The 24,225-nt window shown below is 61.3% G+C and carries 22 protein-coding genes; 7 read left to right on the top strand and 15 right to left on the bottom strand.

Going from position 1 to position 24,225, the window contains the following annotated elements; all coding sequences use genetic code 11:
- Positions 1 to 118: 118 nt before the first annotated feature.
- Positions 119 to 1,660, bottom strand: coding sequence for a phosphoenolpyruvate carboxykinase (locus tag QCL51_RS01025; protein WP_003255806.1), 1,542 nt, complete (start codon positions 1,658 to 1,660; stop codon positions 119 to 121).
- Between the two features lie 179 nt (positions 1,661 to 1,839).
- Positions 1,840 to 2,739 (bottom strand): Hsp33 family molecular chaperone HslO, encoded by a 900-nt coding sequence (hslO, locus tag QCL51_RS01020; RefSeq protein WP_021782602.1) that lies wholly within the window; start codon positions 2,737 to 2,739, stop codon positions 1,840 to 1,842.
- Between the two features lie 119 nt (positions 2,740 to 2,858).
- On the opposite strand from hslO, the gene QCL51_RS01015 reads away from it, so the two are divergent.
- On the top strand, positions 2,859 to 3,653 hold the full coding sequence (locus QCL51_RS01015) for a phosphatase PAP2 family protein (protein ID WP_021782601.1): 795 nt from the start codon (positions 2,859 to 2,861) through the stop codon (positions 3,651 to 3,653).
- 27 nt (positions 3,654 to 3,680) lie between these two features.
- Here the strand turns inward: QCL51_RS01015 and QCL51_RS01010 are convergent, their stop codons facing one another.
- Complete coding sequence (locus tag QCL51_RS01010) at positions 3,681 to 4,082, bottom strand: S4 domain-containing protein (RefSeq protein WP_338444554.1); 402 nt, start codon at positions 4,080 to 4,082, stop codon at positions 3,681 to 3,683.
- Between the two features lie 109 nt (positions 4,083 to 4,191).
- Between QCL51_RS01010 and QCL51_RS01005 the strand changes: the two genes are divergently transcribed.
- Both QCL51_RS01005 and rimK read left to right on the top strand, forming a co-directional pair.
- Positions 4,192 to 4,674, top strand: a complete 483-nt coding sequence (locus tag QCL51_RS01005; protein ID WP_028697326.1) for an ATP-dependent zinc protease — start codon at positions 4,192 to 4,194, stop codon at positions 4,672 to 4,674.
- Positions 4,671 to 5,576: a 30S ribosomal protein S6--L-glutamate ligase gene (gene rimK, locus QCL51_RS01000; protein ID WP_021782598.1), complete on the top strand. Its 906-nt coding sequence runs from the start codon at positions 4,671 to 4,673 to the stop codon at positions 5,574 to 5,576. Before QCL51_RS01005 ends, rimK begins: the two co-directional genes overlap by 4 nt.
- A gap of 90 nt (positions 5,577 to 5,666) precedes the next feature.
- Here rimK and QCL51_RS00995 read toward each other — a convergent pair whose 3' ends face one another.
- Complete coding sequence (locus tag QCL51_RS00995) at positions 5,667 to 6,980, bottom strand: ATP-binding protein (RefSeq protein ID WP_103443304.1); 1,314 nt, start codon at positions 6,978 to 6,980, stop codon at positions 5,667 to 5,669.
- A 13-nt stretch (positions 6,981 to 6,993) separates the two neighbouring features.
- Positions 6,994 to 7,734 carry a two-component system response regulator OmpR gene (gene ompR / locus QCL51_RS00990; protein WP_012270052.1) on the bottom strand — a complete coding sequence of 247 codons (741 nt, stop codon included), beginning with the start codon at positions 7,732 to 7,734 and terminating at the stop codon, positions 6,994 to 6,996.
- 217 nt (positions 7,735 to 7,951) lie between these two features.
- Here ompR and QCL51_RS00985 point away from each other — a divergent pair, with 217 nt between their 5' ends.
- From QCL51_RS00985 to QCL51_RS00970, 4 genes are all read left to right on the top strand, one after another.
- Positions 7,952 to 10,276: a Tex family protein gene (locus tag QCL51_RS00985; protein WP_338444551.1), complete on the top strand. Its 2,325-nt coding sequence runs from the start codon at positions 7,952 to 7,954 to the stop codon at positions 10,274 to 10,276.
- Positions 10,276 to 10,659 carry a PaaI family thioesterase gene (locus QCL51_RS00980; protein ID WP_021782595.1) on the top strand — a complete coding sequence of 128 codons (384 nt, stop codon included), beginning with the start codon at positions 10,276 to 10,278 and terminating at the stop codon, positions 10,657 to 10,659. The genes QCL51_RS00985 and QCL51_RS00980 overlap by 1 nt, the downstream gene beginning before the upstream one ends.
- Before the next feature lie 138 nt (positions 10,660 to 10,797).
- The gene (gshA, locus tag QCL51_RS00975) at positions 10,798 to 12,390 is read left to right on the top strand and encodes a glutamate--cysteine ligase (RefSeq protein WP_103470266.1); all 1,593 of its coding nucleotides are present in this window, start codon (positions 10,798 to 10,800) and stop codon (positions 12,388 to 12,390) included.
- On the top strand, positions 12,390 to 13,022 hold the full coding sequence (locus QCL51_RS00970) for a TetR/AcrR family transcriptional regulator (RefSeq protein ID WP_021782593.1): 633 nt from the start codon (positions 12,390 to 12,392) through the stop codon (positions 13,020 to 13,022). The genes gshA and QCL51_RS00970 overlap by 1 nt, the downstream gene beginning before the upstream one ends.
- Positions 13,023 to 13,163: 141 nt before the next feature.
- Here the strand turns inward: QCL51_RS00970 and QCL51_RS00965 are convergent, their stop codons facing one another.
- The 10 genes from QCL51_RS00965 to epsC all read right to left on the bottom strand — a co-directional run bounded on the left by QCL51_RS00965 (position 13,164) and on the right by epsC (position 23,922).
- Positions 13,164 to 13,379 carry a molybdopterin-binding protein gene (locus tag QCL51_RS00965; RefSeq protein WP_003255829.1) on the bottom strand — a complete coding sequence of 72 codons (216 nt, stop codon included), beginning with the start codon at positions 13,377 to 13,379 and terminating at the stop codon, positions 13,164 to 13,166.
- Positions 13,380 to 13,406: 27 nt separating this feature from the next.
- Complete coding sequence (gene ssuB, locus QCL51_RS00960; protein WP_003255830.1) at positions 13,407 to 14,219, bottom strand: aliphatic sulfonates ABC transporter ATP-binding protein; 813 nt, start codon at positions 14,217 to 14,219, stop codon at positions 13,407 to 13,409.
- Complete coding sequence (ssuC, locus tag QCL51_RS00955; RefSeq protein WP_003255831.1) at positions 14,216 to 15,013, bottom strand: aliphatic sulfonate ABC transporter permease SsuC; 798 nt, start codon at positions 15,011 to 15,013, stop codon at positions 14,216 to 14,218. Before ssuC ends, ssuB begins: the two co-directional genes overlap by 4 nt.
- A gap of 10 nt (positions 15,014 to 15,023) precedes the next feature.
- The gene (gene ssuD / locus QCL51_RS00950) at positions 15,024 to 16,172 is read right to left on the bottom strand and encodes an FMNH2-dependent alkanesulfonate monooxygenase (RefSeq protein WP_274118641.1); all 1,149 of its coding nucleotides are present in this window, start codon (positions 16,170 to 16,172) and stop codon (positions 15,024 to 15,026) included.
- Between the two features lie 59 nt (positions 16,173 to 16,231).
- Positions 16,232 to 17,197, bottom strand: a complete 966-nt coding sequence (locus tag QCL51_RS00945) for a sulfonate ABC transporter substrate-binding protein (protein ID WP_325949856.1) — start codon at positions 17,195 to 17,197, stop codon at positions 16,232 to 16,234.
- 84 nt (positions 17,198 to 17,281) lie between these two features.
- Positions 17,282 to 17,875 (bottom strand): NADPH-dependent FMN reductase, encoded by a 594-nt coding sequence (gene ssuE, locus QCL51_RS00940; RefSeq protein ID WP_084850419.1) that lies wholly within the window; start codon positions 17,873 to 17,875, stop codon positions 17,282 to 17,284.
- 219 nt (positions 17,876 to 18,094) lie between these two features.
- Positions 18,095 to 18,733 (bottom strand): peroxiredoxin, encoded by a 639-nt coding sequence (locus tag QCL51_RS00935; protein ID WP_003255836.1) that lies wholly within the window; start codon positions 18,731 to 18,733, stop codon positions 18,095 to 18,097.
- Positions 18,734 to 18,898: 165 nt separating this feature from the next.
- Positions 18,899 to 20,230 (bottom strand): OprD family porin, encoded by a 1,332-nt coding sequence (locus QCL51_RS00930; protein WP_021782587.1) that lies wholly within the window; start codon positions 20,228 to 20,230, stop codon positions 18,899 to 18,901.
- Positions 20,231 to 20,714: 484 nt separating this feature from the next.
- Positions 20,715 to 22,676, bottom strand: a complete 1,962-nt coding sequence (gene betT / locus QCL51_RS00925) for a choline transporter BetT (protein WP_172402802.1) — start codon at positions 22,674 to 22,676, stop codon at positions 20,715 to 20,717.
- Between the two features lie 313 nt (positions 22,677 to 22,989).
- Complete coding sequence (gene epsC, locus QCL51_RS00920) at positions 22,990 to 23,922, bottom strand: serine O-acetyltransferase EpsC (protein ID WP_021782585.1); 933 nt, start codon at positions 23,920 to 23,922, stop codon at positions 22,990 to 22,992.
- Positions 23,923 to 24,225: the final 303 nt, after the last annotated feature.

Below are 24,225 nucleotides of genomic sequence, written 5' to 3'. Positions count from 1 at the left end.
TGAAACAGAAAAACCTGACTTTCGCTGCTTATGCGGGCCCCTTCGTGGGCAAACCGCTCCTGCAAACTACAAAAAAGCCGCCCTCTGGGGCGGCTTTCTCGTTGCGGCTGAGCTCAGCTTACAGCTGCGGGCCAGCGGCTTTGATGGCGTCGGAAACTTCGAACTTCTTGAAGTTTTCGATGAACAGCTTGGCCAGGCCTTTGGCAGCCTCGTCGTAGGCCGCTTTGTCAGCCCAGTTGGTGCGCGGGTTGAGCAGTTCGGTTTCAACGCCCGGAACGGCCTTCGGCACGTCCAGGTTGATGATGTCCAGGTGCTCAGTTTCGGCACCGACCAGTGCGCCGCTCTGGATCGCAGCGATCACGGCACGGGTGGTGGGGATGCTGAAGCGCTTGCCAACGCCGTAGCCACCACCAGTCCAGCCGGTGTTGACCAGGTAGACCTTGGAGTTGAAACCGTTGATGCGCTTGATCAGCAGCTCGGCGTACTCGCCAGCCGGACGCGGGAAGAACGGTGCGCCGAAGCAGGTGGAGAAGGTCGACTTGATGCCGCCGCCCGAGCCCATTTCAGTGGAACCGACCAGCGCGGTGTAACCGGACAGGAAGTGGTAGGCCGCCTGCTCGTTGTTCAGGATCGACACCGGTGGCAGAACACCTGTCAGGTCGCAGGTGAGGAAGATCACTGCGTTAGGCTCGCCGCCCAGGTTCGCTTCCGAACGCTTGGCAACGTGCTCCAGCGGGTAGGCCGCACGGCTGTTCTGGGTCAGGCTGACATCGGTGTAGTCAGCGTGCTTGTTGGCGTCGAGAACGACGTTTTCCAGTACTGCGCCGTGCTTGATGGCTTTCCAGATGACCGGTTCGTTCTTCTCGGACAGGTCGATGCACTTGGCGTAGCAGCCGCCTTCCATGTTGAAGACAACGCCTTCGCCCCAACCGTGCTCGTCGTCACCGATCAGGTAACGGCTTTCGTCAGCTGAAAGGGTGGTCTTGCCAGTGCCGGACAGGCCGAAGAACAAGGTCACATCGCCTTCTTCGCCGATGTTGGCCGCGCAGTGCATAGGCAGTACGTCGGCAGCCGGCAGCAGGAAGTTTTGCACCGAGAACATGGCTTTCTTCATTTCACCGGCGTAGCGCATGCCAGCGATCAGCACTTTCTTCTGGGCGAAGTTGATGATCACGCAACCATCGGAGTTGGTGCCATCACGCTCTGGTTCGCACACGAAGTTGGCGACGTTGAGGATCTGCCACTGGTCGCGGCCAGCCGGGTTGAACTGCTCCGGGTTGATGAACAGGCAACGACCGAACAGGTTCTGCCAGGCAGTCTGGGTGGTCATCTTCACCGGCAGGTAGTGCTCGGCTGCAGCCCCTACGTGAACATAGGAAACGAAGTGATCCTGTGCGTTGTTGAACGCCTCGACGCGAGCCCACAGGGCATCGAACTTGTCAGCCGGGAACTTGCGGTTGATCGGGCCCCAGGAAATGGCGTCTTGGGTGGAAGGTTCTTCGACGATGAAACGGTCAGCCGGCGAACGGCCAGTACGGTGACCAGTCTCCACGACCAGTGCGCCAGTATCGGCTAGTACGCCTTCACCGCGTTGCAGCGCTTCTTTTACCAGCTCATCGACGCTCAGGTCGGTGTACACGGTGTTGTTGGCTTGCGTCATGAGATACCCCATCCGGCCCGAGGCCGAGTGCTCCAAACGTTTTGTAGTTGTCTTGAAAAAACTACTACAGCGAAAAAAGTGGCCGGATTATGCCAGAAACGCCCAAAAAAAGTAGGCCCCTCCTGTCAGAACTGCGCTTTTGCGCAATTCGGCAGGAGATTGTCCTGTGCTTTAACGTTTCAGTGACGAGTTTCTGAGGCCACGTCAGTGCCGCCACCCGCAAACAGTTGCGCCACGTCGCTGGCATCGAAGAAGTAGCGCTCGTTGCAGAACTGGCAATCGATCTCTACCGTCCCGCCACACTCTTCGACCAGCGCCTTGGCGTCGTGCTCGCCCAGACTGACCAGCGCATTGCCGGAGCGTTCCCGCGAACAACTGCAATTGAAGCGCAGCGGCTGGATATCGAACAGGCGCACGGCATCTTCGTGGTACAGGCGGTGCAGCAGGGTTTCGTTGCCCTCTGTCCACTCTTCGGACTTGAGCGTCTTGGCCAGGGCCACTACGTGCTGCCAGCTGTCTTCGCGTTCTTCATCATCCGGCTGGCGATCACGCGGCAGTTGCTGCAGCAATAGCCCACGTGCCTTGCCGCCTTCGGCATTGAGCCAGAAACGGGTATTGAGCTGCTGTGACTGAACGAAGTAGTTGGTGAAACATTCCGACAGGTTGGCGCCATCGAGGTCGACGGTCCCCTGGTAGCGCTGGCCCTTGACCGGGTCGATGGTCAGGGTCAGGTGGCCGTCGGGCATCAGCTGCGACAGGGTGGCACCGGCCGGAATTTGGTCCGCTTCATAGCGGGCCATGCCGCGGATTTCGCGGTCGCTGGAACACTCCACCATCAGCAGCGGAATCGGCCCAGCCGAACGCGCCTGCAGAATCAGCAGGCCATCGAACTTCATCGCCCCCACCAGCAAGGCGGTGGCGGCCATCAACTCACCGAGCAGCACCTTGACCGGCTGGGGGTACTCATGACGCGCCAACACTGCGGCGTAGCTGTCATCGAGAGACACCCACTCGCCGCGCACATCGCGCTCGTCGAAGATGAAACGTTGGGTGAAATCGGTATCAGGCAATTCGCTCATAGGTTTTGGCTATCTGAAAATGATGACAAAATGGTTACAAGGGTTATCGCGAACCTGCGAGAGCCCATGACAGAGCGCTCACACGGCGCTCCGATTTCTGTTTGCAATAGAGGTATTTTATGGACAATCGACCACTGTTCCAAGCAAGGTGGTCCTGGGGGCCGCTGGCAGCCTGTACGCTGCTTCCCATCGCTCTACTGTGTTTCTGGTTATGGCCCATTGGCCAGATCCTGTGCCTGACTTTCGACGAATGGCTATTCCGCAGCCTGAACGCGCCGCTGGCCGATAACACCACCTGGCGCTACATCTGGACCATCGGCAGCCTGCGCCCGTTCGACATCGTCGTCGGCCTGATCCTGCTGGCTGTGCTCATTCGTGGTGACTGGGTGTTCAAGGCCGCTCAGGTTCGCCAGGCATTTTTCGGCTTTCTGGTCACGCTACTCCTCTTAGTGGTGATTCGCGCGCTGTTTTCCAAGTGGGTGGATGCAGCCGGGTGGCAACACAAGAGCCCATCGATGATCTTCGACGACGTCGTGCACCTGAGTGACTATTACCCGAACCTGGAGGCTGCCTGGGAACTCAAGGACCGTTCCAGCAAGAGTTTCCCGGGTGATCACGCCTCGGTGCTGCTGATCTGGGCGCTGTTCATGAGCGTGTTCAGCCGCGGCCTTTTGCAGTACCTGGTTGTCTGGGGGTTGGCGCTGCTGTTCATGCTGCCGCGCCTGGTAGCAGGTGCCCACTGGGGGCAGGACGACTACATCGGCGGCTTGCTGATGGCGGTGCTGGCGCTGGGCTGGAGCTACTACACGCCGCTGGCGGCCAAAGGCAGCGAGGCGTTGATGCGCTGGACAGCGCCGTTGTTCAAGCTGCTGTCCACGCTACCGCTGGTCGGGCGAATGGCGGTGCTCCGTTAGGTGCCTGGGGCTGCACGGCAGCCCCATTCAATCGTAACTTCCATGCAGCTGGTGGATCTGCCGACGCTGCTTCTTGGTCGGCCGGCCATCGGTGGTCACACCCATGGCCCCGGCCTTACGCATCTCAGCGGCCTGTTCACGGCGACGCACACTTTCTTCGGCTTCCTCGTACAACGTCTGCGCCTCCGGGGCACCACGACGCACCATCGACAGCGCCTTCACCACCACGGTGCGCTCATCGAACCCGGTACGCAGTACGAACTCGTCGCCCACCCGCGGCTCCTTGCCTGGCTTGCAACGCTCGCCCCGGCAATGCACCTTGCCACTCTCGATCGCCGCCTTGGCCAGCGCTCGGGTCTTGTAGAAGCGCGCCGCCCACAGCCATTTGTCCAGGCGAACCTTGTCGTCGTCTTCGGCTTTTTGTGCCATCCCGTTACCTCGGATTCTGTCTTTCATCGAACTGTACTACCTTCACATACGGATGCAAAAAGTCCCCGCCGTGCTTAAAGTTCACCACCTCATTCGCAGGGTGCGCTTCGTGAAGACATTTGACCATTTGACTGTGATCGGCCTGCGCGAGTGGGTCGCCTTGCCTGACCTCGGCGTGGCCGGGCTGCGCGCCAAGATCGACACCGGTGCCAGCACGTCGAGCCTGCATGCCACCGAGGTGGAACCCTTCGAGCGCGACGGCCAGCCCTGGGTTCGCTTCACTGCGCACCTGGGCTCGGTGGTGCAGTTGCGTCACCGCCGGTGCGAGGCACCGCTGGTGACCATGAAGACCATCAAGAGCTCCAACGGCCACGCCCAGACTCGCTACGTCATCCGCACGTCATTGGCGCTGGGTGATGGTGTGTGGGAGGTGGAGTTCACCCTGGCCTGCCGCAAGAGCATGCGCTACCGCCTGTTGCTTGGCTCCAAGGCCTTGATACACGGCCAGCTGGTGGTCAACCCCGGCCTGAAGTACGTACAAGACAAACCGGCCTTCCCGGCCACCCTTTCCCCTGTCACAGGTGCTGCATGAAGATCGCTGTGCTGTCGCGCAATCCGCGTCTGTATTCCACCCGCCGCCTGGTCGAAGCCGGTACCCAGCGTGGCCACGAAATGGTGGTGATCGATACCCTGCGGGCCTACATGAACATTGCCAGCCACAAGCCGCAGATCCACTACCGTGGCAAGCCGCTGGAAGGCTTCGATGCAGTGATCCCGCGCATAGGTGCTTCGGTTACGTTCTATGGCTGCGCGGTGCTGCGCCAGTTCGAAATGATGGGCGTATACCCGCTCAACGAGTCGGTCGCCATTGCCCGCTCGCGCGACAAGCTGCGCTCGTTGCAGCTGTTGTCGCGGCGCGGCATCGGCCTGCCGATCACTGGTTTCGCCCACTCGCCGGACGACATCCCCGACCTGATCCAGATGGTCAACGGTGCCCCGCTGGTGATCAAGGTACTGGAAGGCACCCAGGGCATTGGCGTGGTGTTGTGCGAAACCCCCCAGGCGGCCGAGTCGGTGATCGAAGCGTTCATGGGCCTCAAGCAGGACATCATGGTTCAGGAGTACATCAAGGAAGCCGGTGGCGCAGATATTCGATGCTTCGTGGTAGGCGATAAGGTAATTGCCTCAATGAAGCGTCAGGCAAAGCCGGGCGAGTTCCGCTCCAACCTGCATCGGGGTGGCGTCGCCAGCCTGATAAAAATCACCCCTGAAGAGCGCATCACCGCCATTCGGGCGGCCAAGGTGATGGGCTTGAGCGTGGCGGGTGTGGATATCCTGCGTTCCAACCACGGGCCGTTGGTGATGGAGGTAAACTCGTCGCCGGGGCTGGAGGGCATTGAAGTCACCACCGGCAAGAACGTCGCCGGGATGATCATCGAGCACCTGGAGAAGAATGGCGGGCCCAATCAGACCCGGACCAAGGGCAAAGGCTGATTCAAGCCTATACCGGCCTCTTCGCGGCTGAAGCCCCACAGGTACTGCACAAACCCTGTAGGGCTTTAGTCGCGAAGAGGCCGGTGAGCCTTACACAGCATTACGCGGCAGCAGCAGCCCCAGCGGCAACCTGACCCGCGCCTCGATCCCGCCGCCAGACCTGTTGCGCAACTCCACATTCCCGCCATGTTGCGCAGCAATCCGCTTGACGATCGCCAGCCCCAGCCCGGTGCCCTTGCCACCCCGCGCCCGGTCACCACGAATGAACGGGTTGAAGATGGTTTCCAGTTCCGACTCGTCGATACCGGTGCCGCGGTCCAGCACGCTGAGCACCACATACGGCGCACTCTCGTCACCCGACACATAGGCAGCCACCTCGACCCCCTTGCCAGCATGGTGCAGGGCGTTGCCGATCAGGTTGCCCAGCATGCGCTTGAGCGAAACCCGGCGCAGCGGGAACGGTGGAATCGGCTCCAGGCACAGGCGCACGCGCTCTTCTGGCTGGTTGTACGGAGCCACCACCTCACGCACCAGATCAGCAAGGTCGACCTCTTCCACCGGCTCGTCACGGCCATCGCGGATGAAGGCCAGGAACTGGTCGAGGATCGCGTCCATGTCCTCGATATCGCGAACCATGTCATCGCTCAGCTCGTTGTCGCTGTTCAGCAACGACAGCGACAGGCGCAGCCGCGTCAGTGGTGTGCGCAAGTCGTGGGAAACCCCGGCCAGCATCAGCTCGCGCTCACGCCCGGCCTGCTCGACATCCTCGGCCATCTGGTTGAACGCCTTGTACACCTCGGTCATCTCGCTGGGAGTATCGCTGATCGGCAGGCGCACACTGCGCCCCTGGCCAAGCTGGCGGGCGGCGAACACCAGGCGCTTGAGCGGCTGGTTCAACTGGCGCACAAAAATCCACGCCGAGGCGGTGGACAACAAACCAATGGCCAGGAACCAGCCCAGCACGTTCCAGATCTTCTGCCCGCGCAATGGGTGCGGGTACAGCGGCACCTTCAGCCAACCTGGGCCAAGGCTTGGCGCATTGACCCACAACGCCGGAGGCGCATGAATGCGCAACCGCACCTCGGTGTCTTCACCCAACTCGGCCTGCATCTGCCGTTGGTAGATTTCACTGTAAGGCCAATGCTGCTCACCTTCGGGCACACCCGAGCCGGTCACCCGGATAAGGCCTGCCGCCTCGGCGATCTTGTCGCGGTTTTCTTCGTCAGCGGCCCAATAGGCACGTAAGGTCAGCGCTACACCATGGCTGTACTGACGGTCGACCAGCACGTCCTCGTTCATCAGCAGGTAGACCAGGGTCAGCGCCTTGGAGAACAGAACGACGATCAACACCAGCCACAGGGTGCGGGCGAAGAAACTTTGCGGAAACCAGAGCGGTGTTTTCATCGACGTCCAGGCATCATTTTCCGGCGTTTCCGTCCGGTACGAACACGTAGCCCACGCCCCAGACGGTCTGGATGTAACGCGGCTTGGACGGGTCCGGCTCGATCATGCGACGCAGGCGCGAAATCTGCACGTCGATGGAGCGCTCCAGCGCATCCCATTCGCGGCCGCGCGCCAGGTTCATCAGTTTGTCGCGGGTCAACGGCTCGCGGGCGTGCATCACCAGGGCCTTGAGCACAGCGAACTCACCAGTGGTAAGCATGTGCACTTCGTCGCCACGCTTGAGCTCGCGAGTGGCCAGCGACAGCTCATAGTCACCGAAGGTGACCGACTCGTCTTCGCTGCCCGGCGCTCCCGGCACGCTCGGCGCCTGGCGGCGCAGCACAGCCTTGACCCGGGCCATCAGTTCGTCCGGGTTGAACGGTTTGCCCAGGTAGTCGTCGGCGCCCAGCTCCAGGCCCTTGATGCGGCTGAGCTCGTCGCCCTTGGCGGTCAGCATGATGATCGGGATCTGGTTGTTCTGCTGGCGCAGGCGCTTGCACGCGGACAGGCCGTCCTCACCTGGCAACATCAGGTCGAGCACCACCAGGTTGAACACCTCGCGCTGCAGCAGGCGGTCCATCTGCTCGGTGTTGGGCACTGCACGGGCACGGTAGCCCTTGCTGGTGAAGAAACGTTCCAGCAGGCTGCTCAGCCCCGGATCGTCGTCGACGATGAGAATCTTGTCACCTTCAGCGGTGTTTGGCGTGCCGGTCATGAATAACTCCTCTGATATCGCCGCGCATTATGGCGTAGCCATTGCTGCACGTTGCGTGAGCATTGTTAGCAGATTTTTCCCCCGGCGCCAGTTCCGGCTGGCCGGGCGCCATCACCGCAAGCCGTTTGCGATGGGTATAATGCGCGGCTTTCATCCAGCGCCGCCGGGCAAAAGGCCCACAGGCGACCCCCGTATTCACAAATGTCAGGTGGTTTACATGGACAGCATCAACAGCCGTATCGCCGAGGAACTGGGCGTACGCCCGCAGCAGGTCGAGGCGGCCGTGAGCCTGTTGGACGAAGGCTCGACCGTGCCCTTCATCGCCCGCTATCGCAAGGAAGTGACCGGTAGCCTTGACGACACTCAGTTGCGCCACCTGGAAGAGCGCCTGCGTTACCTGCGCGAACTCGACGAGCGCCGCGCCAGCATCCTTTCCAGCATCGAGGAACAGGGCAAGCTGACCCCGGAACTGGCCCGCGAGATCAAGCTGGCCGACACCAAGACCCGCCTCGAAGACCTGTACCTGCCGTACAAGCAGAAGCGCCGCACCAAGGGCCAGATCGCCCTGGAAGCCGGCCTTGGCGAACTGGCCGATGGCCTGTTCAACGACCCGACCCTGGCCCCGGAAAGCGAAGCCGCACGCTTCGTCAACGCCGAAAAGGGCGTGGCCGACGTCAAGGCCGCGCTGGAAGGCGCCAAGTACATCCTGATGGAGCGCTTTGCCGAAGACGCCGCCCTGCTCGACAAGCTGCGCAGCTACCTCAAGCAGGAGGCCGTGCTCAGCGCCCGCGTCGTGGCTGGCAAGGAAGAAGAAGGTGCCAAGTTCCGCGACTACTTCGCTCATGACGAGCTGCTGCGTACTGCGCCGTCGCACCGTGCCCTGGCGATCTTCCGCGGGCGCAACGAAGGCGTGTTGAGCGTCTCGCTGAAGGTAGGCGAAGAACTGCCCGGCACCCTGCACCCGTGCGAGCTGATGATCGGCAACCAAGTCGGTATCGAAAACCGCAGCCGACCGGCCGACAAGTGGCTGGGTGAAGTGGTGCGCTGGACCTGGAAGGTCAAGCTGTACACCCACCTGGAAACCGATCTGTTCGGCGAGCTGCGCGACAATGCCGAAGGCGAGGCGATCAACGTGTTCGCCCACAACCTGCACGACCTGTTGCTGGCCGCACCGGCCGGCCCGCGCGCCACCCTGGGCTTCGACCCGGGCCTGCGCACCGGCTGCAAGATCGCCGTGGTCGACGCAACCGGCAAGCTGCTGGACCACACCACGGTCTACCCGCACGCGCCGAAGAACGACTGGGACCGCACCATTTCCATCATGGCCGCACTGTGCGCCAAACACTCGGTGGAACTGATCGCCATCGGCAACGGCACCGCCAGCCGCGAAAGCGACAAGCTGGTGGCCGAGCTGGTCAAGAAATATCCAGCCCTGAAAATCACCAAGATCATGGTCTCCGAAGCCGGTGCTTCGGTGTACTCGGCATCGGAACTGGCCGCCCGCGAGTTCCCGGACCTGGACGTGTCGATACGCGGCGCCGTGTCGATCGCCCGTCGCCTGCAGGATCCGCTGGCCGAACTGGTGAAGATCGACCCGAAATCCATTGGTGTCGGCCAGTACCAGCACGACGTCTCCCAGCTGAAACTGGCACGTGGCCTGGACGCGGTAGTCGAGGACTGTGTGAACGCCGTGGGCGTGGACGTGAACACCGCTTCGGTGGCGCTGCTGACACGCATCTCCGGCCTCAATGCCACGCTGGCACAGAACATCGTCGCCCACCGCGATGCCAATGGTCCGTTTGCCACCCGTGCAGCGCTGAAAAAGGTCAGCCGCCTGGGTGAGAAAACCTTCGAGCAGGCCGCCGGCTTCCTGCGCGTGATGAACGGCGACAACCCGCTGGACGCCTCTGCGGTGCACCCTGAGGCTTACCCGCTGGTGCAGCGCATTGCCGCCGATACCGACCGCGACATCCGCTCGCTGATTGGTGACAGCAGCTTCCTCAAGCGCCTGGACCCGAAAAAGTTCACCGACGAGACCTTCGGCCTGCCAACCGTCACCGACATTCTGCAAGAGCTGGACAAGCCCGGCCGCGACCCACGTCCGGAATTCAAGACCGCCACCTTCCAGGACGGCGTCGAAGACCTCAAGGACCTGGAACCGGGCATGATCCTCGAAGGCGTGGTGACCAACGTTACCAACTTCGGTGCCTTCGTCGACATCGGTGTGCACCAGGACGGCCTGGTGCATATCTCGGCGCTGTCGGAGAAGTTCGTCAAAGACCCGCGTGAAGCGGTCAAGGCCGGCGATGTGGTCAAGGTGAAGGTCATGGAAGTGGACATCCCGCGCAAGCGCGTCGGCCTGTCCATGCGCATGAGCGACACCCCGGGCGAGAAGGTCGAAGGCAACCGCGGTGGCAACCGTGGCAATGGCGGCAATCGCCAGCAGCAGGCACCGCGTCAGCGCGAAACCGCCACTGCCGCCCCGGCCAACAACGCCATGGCAGCCCTGTTCGCCAACGCAAAGCAGTTGAAGAAGAAGTAATGGACGTACCACGTGAATACGTCGAAAGCGCCTTCAGCCAGCTTCTGGGCTGCCGCCTGCAACACCTGGACACCGGTGTTGCCGAGGTAGCCCTGGCGCTCGAGCCACATTTGCGCAACCGTGGCCAGAAGCTGCACGGCGGGGCGATCTTCAGCCTGGTGGATATCGCCATGGGCCTGGCCTGCTCGGCCAGCCATGGCTTTGACCAGCAAAGCGTCACCATCGAGTGCAAGATCAACTACATGCGTGCCGTCAGCGACGGCGAAGTGCTGTGTACCGCCCGCGTGCTGCACGCCGGGCGGCGCACGCTGGTGGTCGACGCCGACGTAGTCCAGGGCGACAAGCTGGTGGCCAAAGCGCAAGGAACCTTCGCGGTTCTCTAGCTCACCAAGCAGTATCTGCGGTATTTTCAGCAGTGCGCTGGCACTGCTGGAACCGCGTAAACCAGGCGACAACGCCAGTTCCTTTCTTCCTACCCTTGTAGACCGTTATCTCTACCCCCATATTGGGGCGACTGACGCGTGAAGGAATACATCTTGAGCGACCTCCTCAACCGCCGCCTGAGCCTGCTCGGCGCCAATCTCCCCCTGCTCAAGCAGTGCCTGCACGGTATTGAGCGCGAATGCCTGCGCGTGACCGACGAAGGTCGCCTGGCCCAGACCCCGCATCCGGAAGCTCTGGGATCGGCGCTGACCAACGAGCAGATCACCACCGATTATTCAGAGTCGCTGCTGGAGTTCATCACCCCGGCGCTGGCCGACCCGGCCAAGGTGCTCGAAAGCCTCGAAGAGACCCACCGTTTCGTCTACAGCAAGCTGGGCGACGAATACCTGTGGAGCCCGTCGATGCCGTGCACGCTGCCGGCCGAGGAGGACATCCCGATCGCCGAGTACGGCAGCTCGAACATCGGCAAGCTCAAACACGTCTACCGCAAGGGCCTGGCCCTGCGTTACGGCCGTACCATGCAGTGTATTGCCGGTATCCATTACAACTTCTCGCTGCCCGAAGCGCTTTGGCCATTGCTGCGCGAAGACGAAGGCAGTACGGAAAATGACCGCGACTACCAGTCGTCGGCCTACATCGCGCTGATTCGTAACTTCCGCCGCTACAGCTGGCTGCTGATGTACCTGTTCGGCGCCTCGCCGGCACTGGACAAAGGCTTCCTGCGTGGCCGCCCGCACCAGCTTGAAGAGCTGGATGCCGAAACCCTGTTCCTGCCCTACGCCACCAGCCTGCGCATGAGCGACCTGGGTTACCAGAGCAACGCCCAGGCCGGTCTTACGCCCTGCTACAACAACCTGGCCAGCTACACCGACAGCCTGCGCAAGGCCGTTGGCACGCCCTACCCGCCGTACGTTGAAGTCGGCACGCATGTGGATGGCGAGTGGGTTCAGCTGAACACCAATATTCTGCAGATCGAAAACGAGTACTACTCGAACATTCGCCCCAAGCGGGTCACCTACTCCGGCGAACGGCCGATCCAGGCCCTGACTTCGCGCGGTGTGCAGTATGTGGAAGTGCGTTGCCTGGACATCAATCCGTTCCTGCCGGTTGGTATCGACCTGACCGAGGCGCGCTTCCTCGACGCATTCCTGCTGTTCTGCGCGCTGGAAGACAGCCCGCAACTGGACAACGGCGAATGCGGCCAGTGCACCAGCAACTTCCTGACTGTGGTCAAGGAAGGTCGTCGTCCGGGCCTGGAGTTGCACCGCAATGGCCAGCCGATCAGCCTGAAGGACTGGGCCAGCGAGCTGATCGAGCGTATCCGCGAGTTGGCCAACCTGCTCGATCAGGCGCAGGGCTCTGATGAGCACGCCAAGGCCCTGGATGCCCAGCAGGCCAAGGTCGACGACACCTCACTGACCCCATCGGCCCAGGTGCTGGCACGCATGACCGAGCATGACGAGAGCTTCGTCCAGTTCTCGCTGCGCCAGAGCCGTGTACACGCCGAGACTTTCCGCGAACAACCACTGAGCAACGAAAAACAGCAGGAATTCGAGACGCTGGCCCGCGAGTCGCTCGCCAGGCAGTCCGAGCTGGAACAGGAAGAAGTCGGCGACTTCGACCTGTTCGTCGGTGCCTACCAGGCCAGCATCCTGGCAATCAGCAGTTGATGAACCGCACCACCACCCCGCGCAAACCGCGTGCCAGCAGCCAGGCCAGGATCGAGGCGATCCTGGCGGCTGCGCGTGAGCTGTTGGCCGAGCAAGGGGTGGCGGCGCTTTCTATCTACAGCGTGGCCGAGCGGGCGCAGATTCCACCGTCGTCGGTGTATCACTTCTTCGCCAGTGTGCCGGCCTTGCTGGAGGCGCTTACTGCGGATGTACACCGGGCGTTTCGCGAAGCCCTGAGCGCACCGATCGACAGCAGCGCGTTCAGCACCTGGCACGAGCTGTCACGGCTGATCGAAGAACGCATGCTTGATATCTATAACGAGGATGCGGCAGCGCGGCAGTTGATCCTGGCGCAGCATGGCCTGAGCGAGGTGGTGCAGGCCGACCGGCAGCACGACATGGAACTGGGCAACTTGATGCACAAGTTGTTCGACCAGCATTTTCACCTGCCGGTGATGCCACTGGATGTGGATGTGTTTGCCCTGGGCATGGAATTGAGCGACCGGGTGTATGCACGGTCGGTGCAGTTGCACGAGGCGATCACCCCGCGCATGGCCGAGGAAGGCAAGCGTGTATTCGAGGCGTATCTGGGGTTGTATCTGCCGCCGTTTCTGGCCAAGCGTTCCAGCTGAGAAATCTGGGGCCGCTTGGCGGCCCTTCGCGGGCACGCCCGCTCCCACAGAGCCCGCGCATACCCTGGAGCTTGCGAAGTACCTGTGGGAGCGGGCGTGCCCGCGAAGGCTGCAAAGCAGCCCCATTATCGAGCAGCAGCATCACAGCTTGGCAATAGACACTTCAGTCGACTTTACGAAGGCAATCACTTCGCTGCCCACCTGCAGCTCCAGCTCACGCACGGAACGGGTGGTAATCACCGAAGTGACGATACCCGAAGCCGTCTGCACGTCGATTTCCGACAGTACCGGGCCTTCGAGGATTTCTTTCACAGTACCTTTGAACTGGTTGCGAACATTGATGGCTTTGATAGTCATGGTTTGCTTCCTTTTGGCTTTTGGGATTCAGTGCGCCCAGCGCAGTTGCGTGGGCAAAGGGGCTACAGGATCCGGCTCGGGCGCAGTGCCCGGGGTGGACAGAACACGGTTGAGCACTTCGCTTTCCAGCGCGGCCAGACGGTGCGAACCACGCGCCCGGGGCCGTGCCAGGTCAACAGTGAGGTCGAGCCCGACCTCGCCGTCCTCAATCAGGATCACCCGGTCAGCCACGGCAACCGCCTCGCTGACGTCGTGGGTGACCAGCAGCACAGTGAAGCCGTGCTGACGCCACAGGCGTTCGATCAGTTGCTGCATCTCGATGCGGGTCAATGCATCCAGCGCCCCCAGTGGCTCGTCCAGCAGCAGCAGACGGGGCTGGTGAATCAAGGCTCGGGCCAAAGCCACGCGCTGCTTCTGGCCTCCCGAGAGCGCTGCCGGCCATTCGTTGGCGCGGTCGGCCAGGCCAACCGCATCCAAGGCCTCCAGCGCACGCTGTCGCCAGTCACCAGACAGCCCAAGGCCAACGTTGTCGATCACCTTCTTCCACGGCAGCAGCCGCGCGTCCTGGAACATCAGGCGGGTTTCTTCACGGGCCTCTTCCAGCGGCGCGGCACCAGCCAGTAGTTGCCCGGCGGTGGGCTGGTCCAGCCCGGCCAGCAGCCGCAGCAAAGTGCTCTTGCCGCAGCCGCTGCGGCCGACAATGGCCACGAACTGGCCGGCCGGAATGTGCAGGTCGATACCCTTCAGAACTTCGCGTTGACCAAAAGTCTTGCGCAGGCCCTTGGAGGCCAGCGGGGTGCCACGCAGCAGGCGTGGTGGCTGTTCCTTGAGCACGGTCATGCGCCCTCCTTCCTGGCAACTTGATAGGCCGGGTGCCAGCGCAACCACACGCGCTCCAGGCCCCGGGCCGCAAGGTCGGCAAGCTTGCCGAGTACGGCATACAGGACGATGGCCAGCACTACCACGTCGGTTTGAAGAAATTCGCGAGCATTCATTGCCAGGTAACCGATGCCAGCGTTGGCCGAAATGGTTTCGGCAACAATCAGCGTCAGCCACATGAAGCCCAAGGCGAAACGCACGCCCACCAGGATCGAAGGCAGCGCCCCCGGCAGGATCACCTGGCGGAACAGGCCGAAGCCGGACAAGCCGTAACTGCGCGCCATTTCCACCAACGCTGGGTCAACGTTGCGAATGCCGTGGTAGGTGTTCAGGTAGATCGGGAACAACGTGCCCAGCGCGACCAGAAAGATCTTTGCCGACTCGTCGATACCGAACCACAGAATCACCAGCGGTATGAGCGCAAGGTGCGGCACGTTGCGGATCATCTGTACCGAGCTGTCGAGCAGACGTTCACCCCAATTCGACAAGCCGGTGATGAAGCCCAGTACCAGGCCGATGCTGCCGCCGATGACAAAGCCCAGGCCTGCACGCCAACCGCTGATGGCCAGGTGGGTCCAGATTTCGCCGCTGCGCACCAGCTCGACGCCAGCGCTTACCACTGCGCTAGGTGCCGGCAGGATACGCGTCGACAGCCAGCCAGCGCTGACGGCCAACTGCCATATTGCCAACAGCAGCACCGGCAGCGCCCACGGCGCCAGGCGCTGGGTCAGGTTGGAGGAAGTTGCACGACTCATGGCCAGGCCCTCAGCTCTGCGACACAGATTTGGGCAGGATGTCGTTTGCCACCATCTCGCCGAACGGGCTTACGTAGCCGCCGGCCTGCGGGTGCTCAGGGCGTTGCACATCGAGGTGCGGGAACAGCAGTTCAGCCACGCGATAAGACTCTTCCAGGTGTGGATAACCCGAGAAGATGAAGGTATCGATACCCAAGTCGGCATATTCCTTAACCCGTGCTGCCACGGTGGGGCCATCGCCCACCAGTGCGGTGCCCGCCCCGCCACGTACCAGGCCAACACCTGCCCACAGGTTGGGGCTGACCTCCAGGTTGTCGCGGTTGCCGCCGTGCAGGGCAGCCATGCGTTGCTGGCCCACCGAATCGAAACGCGCCAGCGAGGCCTGGGCGCGGGAGATGGTGTCATCGTCCAGGTGCGAGATCAGGCGCTCGGCGGCGGCCCAAGCCTCTTCGTTGGTTTCCCGCACGATCACATGCAGGCGAATACCGAAGCGGACTTCGCGCCCCTGAGCCGCTGCTTTTTCGCGCACCTGAGCAATCTTCTCGGCAACGGCTGCCGGTGGCTCGCCCCAGGTCAGGTACAGCTCGACCTGTTCGGCCGCCAGGTCCTGAGCGGCCTCGGAGGAGCCGCCGAAATACAGCGGTGGGCGTGGTTGCTGAATCGGCGGGTAGAGCAGCTTGGCGCCCTTTACCTGGATGTGCTTACCGTCGTAATCGACGTTTTCCCCTTCCAGCACCTTGCGCCAGATACGAGTGAACTCGACCGAAGCTTCGTAGCGCGCCTGGTGGTTCAGGTGCAGGCCGTCACCCGCCAGCTCGTCCGGGTCACCACCGGTCACCAGGTTGAATAGCGCACGGCCATTGGACAAGCGATCGAGGGTGGCTGCCTGGCGTGCTGCCACGGTCGGCGAAATGATGCCCGGGCGCAGGGCTACCAGGAACTTCAGGCGCTGGGTCACGGGGATCAGCGACGCGGCCACCAGCCAGGAGTCCTCGCAGGAGCGCCCGGTCGGGATCAGCACCCCACCAAAACCAAGGCGATCGGCGGCCTGCGCGATCTGCTGCAGGTAACCGTGGTCGACCGCACGTGCGCCTTCGGAAGTGCCCAGGTACTTGCCGTCACCGTGGGTTGGGAGGAACCAGAAAATGTTAAGGCTCATTGGAGTCGTCTCCTCAAGGGTGGCTCTAGCCGGAGCGACGCCCCGGCACAGGCAGTCAATCAAGGCGCGCTAGCGACCTTGGCCGGGGGTGTCCAGATCACGTCCTTGATGCTCAGCGGCTTGGGTATCAGCTTGAGCGCCTGGAAGGTGTCAGCGATCCTCTGTTGCGCGGCCACCACCTCTGGGGTCAGCGGCGCAGCGCCGTAGCCTTGGCGTTTGACTGAGGTGAGGGTGATGTCGGCAGGCAGGCCGAGCAGTGGGGCAACCTGCTCGGTCACCACCTGCGGGTTGGCCTGGGACCATTCACCCACAGCGCGCACTTCCTCGATCACGGTGTTGATCACCGCTGGATGCTGTGTCGCATAGTTGCGGGTGGCGAGGTAGAACTGGTGGTTGTCGACCAGGCCCTTGCCGTCACGCAGGGTGCGCGCTTGCAGCTGCTGCTCGGCGGCGGCCTGGTACGGGTCCCAGATCACCCAGGCATCCACGCTGCCGCGCTCGAAGGCGGCGCGGGCGTCGGCAGGAGGAAGGTAGACAGGCTGGATGTCGCTGTACTTGAGGCCGGCGTCTTCCAGGGCGCGGACCAGCAGGTAGTGCACGTTGGAGCCTTTGTTGAGGACGACCTTTTTGCCCTTGAGGTCCTTCACCGACTGGATCGACGAGCCCTTGGGCAGCAGGATTGCTTCGCTGTGCGGCGCTGGCGGCTCGTAGGCGACATAGAGCAGGTCGGCGCCAGCGGCCTGAGCGAACACAGGCGGGGTCTCACCGGTTACGCCGAAATCGATGGAGCCGACGTTCAGCCCTTCAAGCAACTGCGGGCCGCCGGGAAATTCGGTCCATTGCACCTGTACTCCCTGCTCGGCCAGGCGCTTCTCCAGCGTGCCCTTGGCCTTGAGCAGCACCAAGGTGCCGTATTTCTGGTAACCGATACGCAGGCTCTCGGCCTGGGCTTGGGTAATGGCGCCGAAGGACACAGCCGCCGCAAACAGGGCGACCAGACCACGACGCAAGAAGACTGTGCGCATGGCGCTCTCCTGTGCGAATGGGGTTCGGGTTGCACCTGCTTGCCTCGTTAACGGGCGAGTAAGGTGGTGAAGCGGGTAATGCCGTTAGATGCTCCAGCGAGCGCTGATCAGACGTTCATTCAGTACGCCGGGCGCCACGGGGTTCGGCCGACGGGTCAAGGCCGCGTGGAAGGTTTCCAGCGAGTCCTGCAGGCGCTCTTCCAGCGCCTGTACCAATTGGGCGGGCTTTGTACCTTCTGCGTAAGCCACCTGGCTATCGTCGGCAAAGATCCCTTGCAGGGTCTCTTGTGCCTTGAGTGCCGACAGCACCGGCTTCAATGCGTAATCCACCGCCAGCATGTGGGCGATGCTGCCGCCAGTGGCGATTGGCAACACGATCTTGTGGGTCAGTGCGCGTTCGGGCAGCAGGTCGAGCAATGTCTTCAGTGCACCGGCAAACGATGCTTTGTAGACAGGGGTAGAAACGATCAGGCCATCCGCCTGGGCCACCAACTGCTGGAAGTGTTGCACTTGGGGGCTATCGAAACGGGCATGCAACAGGTCTTCGGCGGGGAAGTCACGCACCTGGAAGGTCACCACTTCAACGCCACGGTCCTGCAGCCACTGGCGCGAACGCTCGAGCAGCACGCCGGAGCGTGAACGGAGACTTGGGCTACCACCGATTGAGACGACCAGCATTGCTGCGCTTCCTTGTGTTCTGTTGGAGGTAACATTAACAGCCGCTTCATATATCTAGAAATCATATTTATTCATTTATTTATTCCATTATTGTCTTTGTCCGCGAGAGCCTCTTCGCGGGCGCGCCCGCTCTCACAGTTTTTTTACAGGCATAAAAAAGGGCCGTCGAAACGGCCCGAAAATCCCTGCTTGGCTAAGAGCAATGCAACGAGGAATCCATTAACGATTGGGCTGAGGGGTCAGGCGCAGATAGGGTTTGACCGCCCGGTAACCTTTGGGGAAGCGCTGCTTGATCTCCTCCTCATCCTTGAGCGAAGGCACGATCACCACCTCGTCGCCGTCCTGCCAGTTACCTGGTGTGGCAACCTTGTGGTTGTCGGTCAGCTGCAGCGAGTCGATCACCCGCAGAATTTCGTTGAAGTTGCGCCCGGTACTGGCCGGATAGGTGATGGTCAGGCGCACCTTCTTGTTCGGATCGATGATGAACAGCGAGCGCACGGTCAGGGTGTCGCTGGCGTTCGGGTGGATCAGGTCGTACAGGTCGGACACTTTGCGGTCGGCGTCGGCGATGATCGGGAAGTTGACCACGGTATTCTGTGTTTCGTTGATGTCATCAATCCACTTGTGATGCGAGTCGACCGGGTCCACCGACAGGGCGATGGCCTTGACCCCGCGCTTGGCAAATTCGTCCTTGAGCTTGGCGGTCAGGCCCAACTCGGTGGTGCACACCGGGGTGAAGTCGGCCGGGTGGGAGAACAGCACCCCCCAGCTGTTGCCCAGCCACTCGTGGAAGCGGATCTTGCCTTCGCTGGAATCCTGTTCGAAATCGGGGGCGATATCGCCGAGTTTGAGGCTCATGGGCTGCGGCTCCTGGGCTGGGTTCTGTACCTTAGGGATTCAATGTGCCTGCAATCGACCAAGAACAAAAGGAATAAATAACAATTTATTTATAACCAAAATTCATAAAAATCTGCAGACATGAAAAAGCCTCGCATCAGGCGAGGCTTCTTGTTCAGCTACGGCTTACAGGAAGTTGTAAGTGTAGTTGAAGATCAGGCGGGTCTGGTCCTGGTCAGCCAGCGAGCTGGTGCCGGTTCCACGGTAGACGCCGTGACGCAGGCTGGCGCCCAGGCCCTTGAAGGTGCCGTCCTGGATAACGTAGTCGACACGGGCGTCACGTTCCCACTCGCTGAAGTGGCCGCCGCCAACGGCGTTTTTGCCATCTTCACCTTTCAGGTAGGAAACCGACGCTTTCAGGCCCGGCACGCCCAGGCGAGCGAAGTCGTAGGCGTACTGACCGAAGGTGGTGTTTTCACCAGCCTTGGCGAACTGGTTGATCATGCTGTCGGTGAACAGGTAGAAGCTGGAGCCGCCGGCGCCTTCCGGACGGTTGTTGCCATCGCGGACCGAGCCCTGGTTCAGCCAGACAAAGCCACCGTCGTCGCTGACTTGTTGATGGCCCAACATCAGCGAATGACCACCCAAGGTGTACGTGAACATTGCGGACCAGGTCTTGTTATCGACCTTGCCGTCATTTTTCTCGTAACCGCCGTTGTTATTGAAGTTATACGCTCCTGGTCCGCCGTTCTTGCCATCGCTGCTGCTATCGAAGTAGCGCAGGTCGGTTTTGAAGGACTGATCATCAGCAATCTTGAAAACGTGGGTCGCACCCAGGAAGTGCTGTTTGTAGAAGTCCTTCAGGTTCGAGTAGTAGTACTGCAGCGTCAAGTCAGGGGTGAGCTTGTAGTCCAGACCGCCGTAGATGAACTTGTTGCTATCGGCAGTGGCGCCGTTGACCGAAAGGCCGGTACGGTTGCTCGAAGCACGGCCCATGGCATGGGTCAGTTGACCGGCGTTGATGGTCAGGTTGTCGATTTCCTTCGACTGGATAGTGCCACCCTCGAAGGTCTGCGGCAGGAGGCGGCCATCGTTGGAGACCAGAATCGGCAGGTTCGGCGCCAGAGCGCTACCATAGTGAACTTCGGTCTTCGAGAAACGCGCCTTGGCGTTACCACCCACGCGGGCCCACTGGCTTACAGCCGAGCGGTCGGTGTCACTTGGGAAGAAGGAGCTGTTGTCAGGGTGTTTGCCGCGGCCGCCATCCAGATGAATACCCCACAGGGCCTGGACGTCTACACCGAAACCAACGGTGCCTTCAGTGAAACCGGACAGGTAGTCGAGCTTGAAGCCCTGACCCGATTCGCGGTTGTCAGCCCCGCCGTCACGGTTGTCATTGTTGAAGTACATGGTGCGCGAGCTGAGCGACAGCTTGCTGTCCTCAACGAAACCGGCAGCGCCTGCTTGTTGGGCGAGAACCCCCAGTGCCACGGCCAGAGCCAGGCTGGACTTGTACATGTTTTGCTCCTCTACGTTCTAATTTTTGTGTATCTCTGGCGGAGGGGTCTGATGCCCCGCTCACCGGGATGGGCGATTTAGTCCCAAAGCGTGACCATTAAGTCAATCGTTTCTAAACGTTTCGCGACTTTGGTCTAAGACGCCACCTGCGCTACAGGATAATGACAATCCTATAAAACCAAAATGACCGTTTTATGAATTTGTAAGATTTTTACGGAATATGTTAGAAATTTTTACTTCCGGTCACTATAGAATCGCAACGAATAATATCTTTTAGCTATAAGCAAACGTTTGCTTATAGCCTAATGAGTTTCGTTCTTGATTAGCGCGGGAGTGGCTGACCTACGGAGGCGATCCCCTGTAGGCCAGCGGCATTGCGACGTGGAATGCGGGATGGGTTGACCGCGACGCACGACAGCCCTGCAGCATGGACCTGCATGTGCAGCCTTGTGCTGTGAATGGGCCGCAGAGCGGCCCCGTCGGTCTAGCGGACCAAATGCAGGTACTGCATGTGCCGCTCGTACTGGTCGAGGATGTCGTTGATGATCTGCTCTTTGCTATAGCCCACCAGGTCATAGTTCTGGCTGCCTTCGCTCAGGTGCACCTCCGCCCGGTAATAGCGACGGTTCTTCAACTCCTGCGTACCCAGCCCCCCCAAGGCGAACGATGGCGTGAAATAGCCACGCATCTGCACCTGGTAAATGAACGGCTGTTCCTCGCCATGGCCAATCTTCAGGCTGACGTTGTCATGGCTAGGGTCGTCCTGGGTGATCAGTACCAGGCCTTTCTGCTCGAACACTTCACGCACATCGGCAATCGCAGGGCGCACCACATCATCCATGAAGCGGTACACCTCATCACGCGACGGGAAGTGCACCGCCTGGCTCAGGCGATGGCGCCAGCCGCCACGCCCCCGGCGTGACTGGGCGAACGGGGCCAGCGAGTGCATCTGCGCGATCTGCCGTTGCGACTCCAGGTAGAACGCCTTGTGCAGCCCCCACATCATGCACAGCAGAATCAGCGAGAACGGCAGCGAAGTCAGTACCACTGCCGACTTCAGCGAATCGATGCTGCCAGCGAACAACAGCGCACTGGTGATCAGCGCAGTCATCGCCCCCCAGAAGATACGCAGCCAGTTCGGCCCATCCTCATCAGCTCCCCCACCCTTGGCCGACAAGGTCGACAGCACCACGGTACCCGAGTCGGCCGAGGTGACGAAGAACACGAAGCTGATGAACACCGTGGTGGCGATTACCGCCTTGCTCCAGGGGTAGGTTTCCAGCAGCAGGTACAGGCTCATCGACGGGTTATCCAACGCCGATTGGCCCAGCGCGGTCATGCCGTGGTTGATCACCTGGTCCAGGGCGCTGTTGCCGAAGATAGACATCCACGCCAGGGTGAAGCCCAGCGGGATCAGCAACACGCCAAAGACGAACTCGCGAATGGTGCGGCCCCGGGAAATGCGGGCGATGAACAGGCCCACGAACGGCGCCCAGGCAATCCACCAGGCCCAGTAGAACACGGTCCAGCCGCCCAGCCAGCCACGATTCTCACCATAGGCATACACGTCGAAGCTTTTGCGCGGCAACGCCCCCAGGTAGTCGCCCAGGTTCTGGATCAGCGTGTTGAACAGGTGCTGGGTAGGCCCGGCAAACAGCACGAACAGCAGCAGCGCACAGGCCAGGAACAGGTTGATATCGCTCATCACCCGCACGCCCTTCTCCACCCCGGCCACGGCGACGGCCACAGCCGCGCCCATCATCAGGGTGATGAGGATCACCTGCACCCACTGGCTGTGGCTGATGCCGAACAGGTAGTCCAGACCGGCGTTCAGATGCAGCACCCCAAAGCCCATGTCGGCACCCAGGCCGAACACCGTGGCGATGATGCCGAAGCCGTCCACCGCATAGCCGATCGGGCCGTTGATGCGCTTGCCAATCAACGGGTACAGCGCCGAACGCAGGGCCAGTGGCAGGTTGTGCCGGTAGGCGAAATAGGCCAATGCCATGCCGACGAAGGCGAACACGCCCCAGCCATGCAGGCCCCAGTGCAGGAACAAGATCTGCATCGCCTGGCGCCCGGCCTCGACCGTGCCTGCTTCGCCTTGGGGCGGTTGCAGCATGTGGGTGAGCGGTTCGGAGACACAGAAGAAGAACAGCGTGATGCTGATGCCGGCGGCGAACAGCATGCCGGCCCACGACAGGTAGCTGAACTCGGGTTCGTCGTGGTCGGCACCGAGTTTGATCTTGCCGTAGCCAGACAAGGCGGTGACCACCACGAAGACCAGGTACAGCGTCATCGCCAGCATGTAATACCAGCCGACCGTGTTGGCCGCCCAGTTCTGCGCCGCCAGCAACCAGTCACCTGCGGCTTGCGGATTGGAGATGACTACCAGGCCAAAGATGAGGATGAAACTTGCCGCAAAGTAGAACACCGGGGGGTTCATGCGGATCTTGCCATTGGAAAGGGAAGGGTTCGGTGCACTCATCGGGCGTGCACCTCGTCGAATGACGTGAGGTTCGGAATGAACGGGTTCAGCAAAGGAATCCTCCTGTTGAACACCGGCAGCGGACCAGCGTTTTTTCATTGAACAAGCGTTCAAGTTAAACATGGATCGGATTTCAATGCGAATTGGGGCGCTGATTGGGTCGTCCTGTTCCGGTCTCTTCGCGGGGTAAACCCGCATCTACATTTGGTACGTTCCGTGTAGGCGCGGGCTTGTCCGCGAAGAGGCCGGCACAGGCAATTTCAATGCGGGATCAGTTCTTGTCCTGGCAATCCAGCTGCAGGTTGGCCTGAGTAATGTTGCTTTCAGCCGGCACACTGCGAGTCAGCCACACATTACCGCCAATGGTCGAACCCTTGCCGATGGTGATACGCCCCAGCACCGTGGCCCCTGCATAGATCACCACATCGTCCTCGACGATCGGGTGACGCGGCAGGCCTTTGTGCAGAGTCCCCGACTCATCGCTGGGGAAACGCTTGGCACCCAGAGTCACCGCCTGGTAGATGCGCACGCGCTCGCCGATGATCGCGGTTTCACCAATGACCACACCAGTGCCGTGATCAATGAAGAAGCTCGGGCCGATCTGCGCCCCCGGGTGGATGTCGATGCCGGTGGCCGAATGCGCCAGCTCCGAACTGATCCGCGCCAGCAACGGCAGGCCGGCTTGGTACAGGTGGTGCGCCAGCCGGTGGTGGATGATCGCCAGGATGCCCGGGTAGCACAGCAGCACTTCATCGACGCTGCGCGCAGCCGGGTCGCCGTGGTAGGCGGCCAGTACATCGGTGTCGAGCAGTACGCGCAGTTCCGGCAGCGCAGCGGCAAAGCCCTGGATCAGGCTCAGCGCACGGGCGTCGACGCCAGCCAGCTCAGCCTTGCTCTGTCGTGCCGCATAGCGAAGTTCAAGACGAGCCTGGGCCAGCAAGGCGGTCAGCGCGGCATCCAGGGTATGGCCGACGTAGAAGTCTTCACTTTCTTCGCGCAGGTCGACTGGTCCCAGCCGCATGGGGAACAGCGCGCCGCAAAGTTGTTCCAGAATCTGTCGCATCGCTTCGCGCGACGGCAGCTCGCGCCCGCCCTGCTCACCGATGCTGCGGCCATTACGGGTGCGCCATTGCTCACGGGCGCCGCGCAGGCCAGTGACAATGCTCTGCAACTGCCAATGCGCGGATGAAGGTTGTTCGCTCACGGGATTCTCCTGCCGTATAGGCCATCTGATTTTGTTGCCAGGCCCGCGAAAAGGCCGAACCTGCCTGCTGCAATCCACTTTACGGCAAATCCGAGGCTTGGAAAAAACAACGCTTTATTCCATCCTGCACTAAGTCAGGCATAAGCCGCGATGACGGAGTGGGTATCGTCGCCTACCCTCAAAGCAGCCAGCACCTGGCGCAAATCAAAAAAGGAATATTAAAGTTATTTTTTAGTATTTCCCGGCCTAATCAGCCAACCCTATAGTCGCCACCTCACTACCTAGACAACAAGCGCGGGGCTC

This window comes from Pseudomonas sp. LTR0 (assembly GCF_036630035.1).
Lineage (GTDB): Bacteria > Pseudomonadota > Gammaproteobacteria > Pseudomonadales > Pseudomonadaceae > Aquipseudomonas > Aquipseudomonas putida_Y.
Note: the sequence above shows the minus strand (reverse complement) of the source record. Positions and strands in the feature narration are given on the sequence as shown.

Bases quoted from the DNA above. Each gene is read 5' to 3' on its own strand.
- QCL51_RS01025 (WP_003255806.1), bottom strand. From the start codon at position 1,660: ATGACGCAAGCCAACAACACCGTGTACACCGACCTGAGCGTCGATGAG.
- QCL51_RS00965 (WP_003255829.1), bottom strand. From the start codon at position 13,379: ATGACTATCAAAGCCATCAATGTTCGCAACCAGTTCAAAGGTACTGTG.
- ssuD (WP_274118641.1), bottom strand. From the start codon at position 16,172: ATGAGCCTTAACATTTTCTGGTTCCTCCCAACCCACGGTGACGGCAAG.
- QCL51_RS00970 (WP_021782593.1), top strand. From the start codon at position 12,390: ATGAACCGCACCACCACCCCGCGCAAACCGCGTGCCAGCAGCCAGGCC.
- ompR (WP_012270052.1), bottom strand. From the start codon at position 7,734: ATGACCGGCACGCCAAACACCGCTGAAGGTGACAAGATTCTCATCGTC.
- ssuE (WP_084850419.1), bottom strand. From the start codon at position 17,875: ATGCTGGTCGTCTCAATCGGTGGTAGCCCAAGTCTCCGTTCACGCTCC.
- ssuB (WP_003255830.1), bottom strand. From the start codon at position 14,219: ATGACCGTGCTCAAGGAACAGCCACCACGCCTGCTGCGTGGCACCCCG.
- QCL51_RS00995 (WP_103443304.1), bottom strand. From the start codon at position 6,980: ATGAAAACACCGCTCTGGTTTCCGCAAAGTTTCTTCGCCCGCACCCTG.
- betT (WP_172402802.1), bottom strand. From the start codon at position 22,676: ATGAACCCCCCGGTGTTCTACTTTGCGGCAAGTTTCATCCTCATCTTT.
- hslO (WP_021782602.1), bottom strand. From the start codon at position 2,739: ATGAGCGAATTGCCTGATACCGATTTCACCCAACGTTTCATCTTCGAC.
- QCL51_RS00945 (WP_325949856.1), bottom strand. From the start codon at position 17,197: ATGCGCACAGTCTTCTTGCGTCGTGGTCTGGTCGCCCTGTTTGCGGCG.
- QCL51_RS01010 (WP_338444554.1), bottom strand. From the start codon at position 4,082: ATGGCACAAAAAGCCGAAGACGACGACAAGGTTCGCCTGGACAAATGG.
- QCL51_RS00980 (WP_021782595.1), top strand. From the start codon at position 10,276: ATGGACGTACCACGTGAATACGTCGAAAGCGCCTTCAGCCAGCTTCTG.
- QCL51_RS00935 (WP_003255836.1), bottom strand. From the start codon at position 18,733: ATGAGCCTCAAACTCGGCGATATCGCCCCCGATTTCGAACAGGATTCC.
- QCL51_RS00930 (WP_021782587.1), bottom strand. From the start codon at position 20,230: ATGTACAAGTCCAGCCTGGCTCTGGCCGTGGCACTGGGGGTTCTCGCC.
- ssuC (WP_003255831.1), bottom strand. From the start codon at position 15,013: ATGAGTCGTGCAACTTCCTCCAACCTGACCCAGCGCCTGGCGCCGTGG.
- rimK (WP_021782598.1), top strand. From the start codon at position 4,671: ATGAAGATCGCTGTGCTGTCGCGCAATCCGCGTCTGTATTCCACCCGC.
- QCL51_RS01015 (WP_021782601.1), top strand. From the start codon at position 2,859: ATGGACAATCGACCACTGTTCCAAGCAAGGTGGTCCTGGGGGCCGCTG.
- QCL51_RS00985 (WP_338444551.1), top strand. From the start codon at position 7,952: ATGGACAGCATCAACAGCCGTATCGCCGAGGAACTGGGCGTACGCCCG.